6 protein-coding genes and 1 pseudogene are annotated in these 8,325 nt (G+C 37.7%); 2 read left to right on the plus strand and 5 right to left on the minus strand.

Features of this window, described 5'->3' with window-relative positions:
• The 5 genes and pseudogenes from BW946_RS20830 to BW946_RS20850 form a co-directional block, all read right to left on the minus strand.
• A pseudogene (locus BW946_RS20830) lies at positions 1–185 on the minus strand (T9SS C-terminal target domain-containing protein); the annotation flags it as partial.
• A gap of 260 nt (positions 186–445) precedes the next feature.
• Positions 446–1,903, minus strand: a complete 1,458-nt coding sequence (locus BW946_RS20835) for a TolC family protein (protein ID WP_076598000.1) — start codon at positions 1,901–1,903, stop codon at positions 446–448.
• Positions 1,875–5,066 carry an efflux RND transporter permease subunit gene (locus BW946_RS20840; protein ID WP_076598001.1) on the minus strand — a complete coding sequence of 1,064 codons (3,192 nt, stop codon included), beginning with the start codon at positions 5,064–5,066 and terminating at the stop codon, positions 1,875–1,877. Before BW946_RS20840 ends, BW946_RS20835 begins: the two co-directional genes overlap by 29 nt.
• A gap of 21 nt (positions 5,067–5,087) precedes the next feature.
• Positions 5,088–6,170 carry an efflux RND transporter periplasmic adaptor subunit gene (locus tag BW946_RS20845; protein WP_076598005.1) on the minus strand — a complete coding sequence of 361 codons (1,083 nt, stop codon included), beginning with the start codon at positions 6,168–6,170 and terminating at the stop codon, positions 5,088–5,090.
• 148 nt (positions 6,171–6,318) lie between these two features.
• Positions 6,319–6,705: a hypothetical protein gene (locus BW946_RS20850; RefSeq protein ID WP_076598002.1), complete on the minus strand. Its 387-nt coding sequence runs from the start codon at positions 6,703–6,705 to the stop codon at positions 6,319–6,321.
• Positions 6,706–7,343: 638 nt separating this feature from the next.
• Between BW946_RS20850 and BW946_RS20855 the strand changes: the two genes are divergently transcribed.
• On the plus strand, positions 7,344–7,733 hold the full coding sequence (locus tag BW946_RS20855; protein WP_076598003.1) for a multicopper oxidase domain-containing protein: 390 nt from the start codon (positions 7,344–7,346) through the stop codon (positions 7,731–7,733).
• A 39-nt stretch (positions 7,734–7,772) separates the two neighbouring features.
• Entirely contained in the window at positions 7,773–8,207 is a 435-nt protein-coding gene (locus BW946_RS20860) for an META domain-containing protein (protein WP_076598004.1), read from the plus strand.
• Positions 8,208–8,325 lie beyond the last annotated feature (118 nt).

Raw genomic sequence — 8,325 nt, forward strand, 5'->3', positions numbered from 1 at the left:
TTCTGTTGAAGTTTATCGCTTTGAATGGAACTTCCTGAGACAAGATACTGTCCGTCAATGGTTGTAGTAACCTGGCTTAGAAAATCCTGGGTAGAAGATTGGATGTCTTTCTGCCATACCACTTCCTGAGCAGATACGCCCAGGGCTGTGCATAAAGTGAATGCACCGAGATAGATTTTTTTCATTCTATGTTTTCTGAGTTAGTAATTAGTTTCTTAAAACTTCACGAATTTAATACTTTTTAAGACACAAAAATCACTCTTGTGTGCTTTAATGTAAATCATACTATTCATAAGTAAATTCTCTGTATATTTTCATTCTGTTATGAGGCAAAAATATCGACTTAGAACGACAAAACCTGTCGTATTAAAAATAAAAAGGGCCAATCCTAAAAGAATTGACCCTCCAAAAAACATTAACTGTTTATTGATAGAATTATGATGTTTTATTTCCAGCCTCCACCTAAACTCTTATAGATGTCGACTACAGTGCTGAGCTGTTTTTGTTTTGCTTCTATAAGCTCCATTTTAGCATCCAATGCATCTCTCTGGTTCAGAAGAACTTCAAGATAATCAGCTCTTGAATTACGGAACAACTGATTGGCAATATCAATAGACTGATCCAGGGCTTTTGTTTCCTGTGATTTCAACTGATAATACTGATCTATGTTTTTAACTTTTGACATCAGATTGGCAACATCCAGATAAGCATTCAGGATAGTTTTGTCATATTCGTACAACGCCTGAATCTGTTTGGCATCTGCGGTCTGGAAGTTCGCTTTTATCGCACTTTTGTTAATCAGCGGACCTGCCAGTTCACCTGCCAGATTATAAGCAATGGATTCCGGCAATTTAACAAGATAGGATGGTTTGAAAGCTTCCAGTCCTAAGGTTGCAGAAATTTCCAAAGAAGGATAGAATTCTTTTCTTGCAGCTTCCACATCCAGTTTTGAAGCCTTCAATTCCAGTTCTGCCTGCTTGATATCAGGACGGTTGGCTAATAGCTGAGACGGAATTCCGGTATAAACCGTCGGAGGAATGGTAGACATAAAGTTTTCCTTTGTTCTCACGATTGGCTGTGGATATCTTCCCAGCAAAGCATTGATTTCATTTTCCTTCTCTGTGATCTGCTGGCGGATTGTATATTCTGCTGCTTTGGATTTCGCCAGTTCTGCTTCAAATTTTTTCACTGCCAGTTCTGTTGCAGCAGCCGCTTCTTTCTGAATTTTGGAAATTTCCAATGCTCTCTGCTGAAGCTTGATGTACTGCTGTATAATATCCAACTGGTTATCAAGTGCCAGCAATTCATAATAATTATCAGCAACTTCTTCAATAAGATTAGACAAAACGAAGTTCTTCCCTTCCACCGTAGAAAGATAATGAGCAACTGCAGATTCTTTTTCCGTTCTGAGTTTTTTCCAGATATCAATCTCCCAGCTTGCGTTTAATCCTGCTTCAAAATTCCCAAGGGGATCCGGCATTTCTTTTCCCGGTTCAATTTGTGTCGTTGCATCACCTGCTCCTTCACTGGTGTAGCGCCCTGCTTTTTTTAATCCTGCTCCTACTCCCGCAGAAACGGTTGGAGTCAATCTTCCTTTTTTAGCTAACACACCACTTTTAGCAATTTCAATCTCCTGAAGTGTGATCAACAGCTCCTGATTATTCTTTAAAGCCGTTTCAATGAGAGTTACCAGGTTAGGATCTGTAAAGAACTGTCTCCATGGTGTTGTTCCGCTATTGCTGTTAGCATCCTGCTGTTCTTCCTGATTAAAGTTCTGAGGAATATTTTCTTTTACCTCGTCTTTTATGACAGTCGCCATCGGCGCCTTACAGCTTGCAAGTACAAGTGATAAGGCAATGGCTGTGATTATATTTTTAGTCTTCGAATTTTCCATCATGTTCATAAGGTTCAGTTTGTTCTGTTAAAGGATTCTCTTCTTCATATCTCGCCAATCGTGACTTATCAGCAATTGTTCCGAAAATATAATACAATCCGGGGATAATCATCAATCCGAAAATGGTTCCGATTAACATTCCTCCTGCCGCTGCTGTACCAATGGTTCTGTTACCCACTGCTCCAGGTCCGGTTGCAATCACCAATGGAATTAATCCTGCGATGAAGGCAAATGAGGTCATCAAAATCGGACGGAAACGGATGGCAGCTCCTTCAATAGCAGCTTTTGCCACAGGAATTCCCTCTTCTGCTTTCTTCTGTACAGCAAATTCAACAATCAATACGGCATTTTTGCCCAGAAGTCCGATAAGCATGACCATGGCCACCTGTGCATAGATATTGTTTTCCAATCCTAAAAGCTTTAAGCATAAAAATGCTCCAAAAATACCTACCGGAAGGGATAAAATAACCGGTAAAGGAAGGATGAAACTTTCATATTGTGCAGAAAGAATCAGGTAAACAAATCCTAAACATACAAGGAAGATAAATACGGCTTCATTACCACGGCTTACTTCATCTTTGGAGATCCCTGCCCAGTCGATACCAAAACCTCTTGGAAGTGTTTTATCCGCAACTTCCTGAATTGCCTGAATTGCCTGTCCACTACTGTATCCAGGTGCCGGAGTTCCACTCACCTCGGCAGAGTTATACATATTATGCCTTGTAATCTCCGATAATCCGTATACTTTTTCCAATCTCATAAAGTCTGAATACGGAACCATCTGGTCTTTATCATTTTTAACATATAATTTCAAGAGGTCAGTGGGAAGCGCACGATATTGAGGTCCGGCCTGAACAATAACCTTATAAGGTCTGTCAAAACGGATAAAACTCGTTTCATAGTTGGAACCGATCAATGTAGAAAGGTTATCCATCGCCTTTTCAATAGTGACTCCTTTTTGTTCTGCAAGATCATTATCTATCTTAAGCATGTACTGTGGGAAACTCGCAGAATAGAATGTAAATGCTGATCCCAGTTCCGGACGCTTCTTAAGTTCCTTCACAAAATCATTACTTACCTGCTCCATTTTATGATAATCTCCACTTCCTGCTTTATCCAGCAAACGAAGTTCAAAACCTCCTGCAGCTCCATATCCCGGTACAGAAGGCGGCTGGAAAAATTCAATATTGGCTCCCGGAATATTTTTGGCTTTTTCCTCAAGCTTTTCAATGATTTCCGCTGCGGATTCTTTACGTTCTTCCCAGCTTTTAAGGTTGATCAGACAAGTTCCTGAGTTGGATCCGGTACCTTCCGTCAAAATTTCATACCCTGCAAGAGAAGAAACAGACTGTACGCCGTCAATATCTTCAGATTCTCTCAAAAGTTCTCTTGCAATCTGATTGGTTCTTTCCAATGTTGATCCCGGAGGTGTCTGAATAATGGCATAAATCATCCCCTGGTCTTCAGCAGGAATAAACCCTGAAGGTAAAGAATTGCTCAGGAAGAATGTACAGGCACAAAATGCTAACAGCAATGGCAATGTTATTGTCTTTTTCGTTACCGTTTTATTCAGCATTTTCTCATATCTTCCGGCTCCTTTTGTAAACAGGTTGTTGAATTTATCAAGGAAAATAGTAACCGGAGTTTTCTTCTTAGCTTTTCCATGATTATTTCTTAAGATCAGAGCACATAATGCCGGTGTCAAAGTAAGTGCCACTACTCCTGATAAAATAATGGATGAAGCCATTGTAATCGAGAACTGACGATAGAATACCCCAACCGGTCCGGACATAAATGCAATCGGAATGAATACCGATGCCATTACCAGCGTAATGGCGATAATTGCTCCACTGATCTCATGCATTGCTTCTTCCGTGGCCTTCAATGGGGAAAGATGTTTCTCTTCCATCTTGGCGTGAACAGCTTCAATAACTACAATCGCGTCATCTACTACAACCCCGATCGCCATTACTAAGGCAAAGAGGGAAATCATATTCAGGGTAATTCCAAAGGCGGACATCACAGCAAATGTTCCTACCAATGAAACCGGAACGGCTAATGCAGGGATCAATGTTGAGCGCCAGTCTCCAAGGAACAGGAATACTACGATGGCAACCAAAATGAAGGCTTCAAATAAAGTATGGATTACTTTTTCCATGGAGGCATCCAGAAATCTTGAAACGTCATAACTGATGTCATAATGCATTCCCTTAGGAAAATTATTTTTTTCAAGATCTTTCATCAATGCTTTCACATTTTTGATAACGTCACTTGCATTGGATCCATAGGATTGTTTTACGGTGATCGCAGCTGAAGGTTTTCCGTTCAATGTGGAATAAATATCATACATGGAACTTCCAAACTCAATATCGGCAACATCTTTCAGTCTTACAGATTCTCCGTTCGGTTTTGCTTTTAAAATGATATTTCCGTAATCTTTTTCATTATTGAAACGACCAGGATATTTTAATACGTACTCGAAAGACTGAGAGCGTTTTCCTGAACTTTCACCTGTTTTCCCAGGGGAAGCTTCCAAACTCTGCTCATTCAGAGATTCCATTACTTCATCTGCTGAAATGTTATATGCTGTTAACCTGTCCGGCTTAAGCCAGATACGCATGGCATATTCACGGGTTCCCAGGATATCGGCAAAACCTACACCACTTACCCTTCTCAATTCAGACATTACATTGATATCCGCATAATTGAAAAGGAATTTCTGGTCAGCTTTAGGATCGTCACTGTACAGGTTAATGTACATCAACATGTTGGGTTCTTCACGTGTGATCTTTACCCCTTCGCGCACTACAAGAGGAGGAAGTTTATTGACTACTGAAGATACACGGTTCTGAACATTTACCGCTGCTACATTGGGATCCGTTCCCAGATCAAATACAATCTGAATGGAAGCTTCCCCGTCATTTCCGGCATCTGAGGTCATATATTTCATACCGGGAACTCCATTTAATCCTCTTTCCAGGGGGATTACTACGGATTTAATCAACAATTCGTTGTTAGCTCCGGGATATTCCGCGGTGATATTTACTTTAGGCGGAGAAATGGATGGGAACTGTGTCACCGGAAGTTTTACCAATGACAGTATTCCCATAAATACAATAATCAATGAGATTACTATAGACAGAACTGGTCTGCGAATGAATTTCTTAAACATACTGCTTCATTTTAGAGACGACTACTCTGCTTTTAATTTCAATGATTGAAGAACTTTCTTAGGATCCTGGAATTTTGTTTTCACTTTTTGATCATCCTTTACTTTCTGAACTCCTTCCAGAAGAATCTGATCTCCTTTTGAAATTCCTGATCCTACCACATACAAGTCCTGAAGTTCATAGGCCACTTTGATATTTCTGGATTTTGCTACTCCATTTTTATCAATAACAAATACATATTTCTGATCCTGAATCTCATAGGTTGCTTTCTGAGGAATAATCAGAGCATTATGAACAGGCATAGACATCTGCACTTTTCCGGTTTCTCCGTTTCTCAGAAGTTTGTCCGGATTAGGGAATTTCGCACGGAAAGCAATATTTCCTGTTTCGTTATCAAATTCTCCTTCAATCGTCTGAATTTCTCCTTTTTGTGTATATGTTTCTCCGTTTGCTGTAATCAGAGAAACCTGGTTACTGCCTCTGTCTGCAGCATGAGTCTGATAGCTTAAATATTCCGGTTCTGAAACGTTGAAATACGTATAAATACTTGTATTATCTGATAACGAAGTCAACAGGTCGCCTTCATCTACAAGACTTCCTAATTTCAGAGGAATCCTGTTGATAATACCTGAGAATGGTGCTTTGATATCAGTAAAAGAAAGATGGATCTGAGCCAGTTTCATCTCTGCATTGGCCGCATCCAGCTTGGCTTTTGCCATTGCTCTTTCATTTTTAGAAACGATATTGTTTCCCGCCAATGTACTTGCGTTTTTCAGCTCAATGGAAGCCTGTTCCACTTCTGCTTTTGCTTTTAATAATTCTGCCTGATACAGTTTAGGCATGATCCGGAACAATGTTTGCCCCGCCTGTACGTATTGTCCTTCATCTACAAAGATTTTTTCCAGAAAACCTTTTTCCTGAGCTCTTACTTCAATGTTTTTTACAGATTGAATCTGGGCTACGTATTCTTTGTTGATTACGGTATCCATTACCACAGGGGATGTTACCGGATATACGGTAACTTCTTCTTTTTCTTGTTCTTTCTTATTGCAGCCAACCGCCAACAGAAGGGCACTCAGCGCAATTCCCGAAGCAACTCTTTTTATCATAATTCTAGAGTTTATATAAATCGTTAATGTTTTGATAGAAATAAAAACGGTAATAAAAGAGGGACGATGTGATGATTACCAACATACACAACGCAGGTACTTTCCACCCGGAATCTGGCAGAAAAATAAACAGAACGGAGAATTTTTAAATTCTAATAGAACGGATAAGAATAAATCTTTTGGTTGCTAAACCAAGAACAAAGCCATGAATATCCGGTTTTGACCGTTGATAGCTTTTTAACCCAAAAATATAGACAAGACTGAAAACTCCGGCAAAAACAACAATAGCCTGCCATACATCAGACAGCTGGAAATCATTTTCGGTAAGTTCTAAAGTGGAATTGTCTACACTATCGGCCATTTGCTGAACAGAGAGTTTTTCAAAAGTCTGATTCAGTCGGTTGGCTTTTTTCGGCATATGATGAGAAACATGACCGTTATAGTCGTTTCGGAGCGTTTTAACATCAAGTCTGCTTTCTACTACAAAGAGCAGAAAAAGACTGGTTAAAAAGTATACTATAAAGTTTCTCATTTTGAAGTTGCAAATGTACACCCGGATTATGATATTATCGTCATGGATTAACAAAATTTAACTCTTCTTTAAAATACCTGAATGTAAAAATATGATAAATATTAAATATTTCTTTTATTCAAGCGTCATTCGAGCAATTCTGACATCTCATTTGTGCAAGTTTCAATTTTCAAAAATTAAGCCACTTCCGTTGATTTAAGGAAATTTTAATTTTAAAGCGGTTGCATTTTTGAACATTTTAAATGGCCTGGTACTTTATTATTAAATTTTCTCTATTCCCACCTAAACTTTATCATAAATAAGAATTATTAACATTAACTTATTGTCACTCTCTTATTTTTGAATTATTTTTGCCGAAAATTAACACATCAAATGAGAAATGAGAAAAAAACAAGATTATACTATTGAAAACTCGTTCGTTAAAAACCCTGAATTAACAACGGTTATTCTTAATTATCCACAATAATTATTACTTTTTGTTTCCTGAATTTTGTTTATAAAAGCAGTGAGTTAAATTATATAAAACTTTAATTTTCTGTTAGTTTATGAAAAATTAACATATATTTATTAAAAATATTTGTAAATTTATATGGCATCAACATCATAATTCATGAAACACTTTAAAATCACTTATCACTATGAAAAAATTATTATTACCAGTCCTTTTCGGATTGACTATTATTTCCCTAACAGCGTGTAAACATCCCGGAAAAGACGCTGAAACCATTACTGCTGCTCCGGAAAATACAGATGACATTTCAAAAAATGTGTATGTTGACAGTTATGGAGAAAAAATAGAAGTAACGATCAACAACACCAAAAATACAGCAACAATACATTTAAACGGCAAAACTTTTGACCTTAAAAAAAGTGATGCTTTACCTGATTATACAGCCTCCAATGAAGAGTATCAATATTCTGATATTAAAGGGAATATCACCTTCCTGAAAAAGAATGTTGATATGGTTCTGTTCCATCTTAAACAGGCAAAAAAAGAGTCAGGTCCCGCAAAAATGGCATCGTATTAGCATAGGGATTAGCAATTTACATTTAAAAAATTACACATTATGAGAAGTTTATATTATTATTTATCGGCACTTGTTGTCGCAACATTTTTAGTTGTTTCATGTAAAACACAAAATACTCAAAAAGCAACTACTGATATTACAGGAAAAACTTGGAAACTTACAGAGCTTAACGGGAAGCCTATTGAACTGAAGAATCCTAAAAACAATCCTTATTTCAAGCTTGAAATGGACGGAATGAGATATCAGGGGCATGCCGGATGTAATGGTTTAGGAGGAACATTTGAGATCAAACCGGACATAATGAGAATTAAATTCAATCAGGGAATGTCTACCAAGATGGCTTGTGAAGATCTTGATATTGAAAATCAATTCACCAAAGCAATTCTCGCAGCAGACAATTACTCTGTAAATGGAAATACACTTACTTTAAACAAAGCAAGAATGGCTCCTTTAGCTAAATTTGTTCTTCAGTAATTGAATCTCACTTACATAAAAAAGGTTTAATAGTCAAAAATAGTTGGCAAAATTCTTTGTAACGCCTATTGTTACTGATGTTACAGAAAGTTTATTGAACTTTGTTTCAATAAACTTT

Origin of the sequence: Chryseobacterium sp. RU33C, from assembly GCF_900156015.1 — a bacterium.
In the GTDB taxonomy this organism is placed as follows: Bacteria; Bacteroidota; Bacteroidia; order Flavobacteriales; family Weeksellaceae; genus Chryseobacterium; species Chryseobacterium candidae.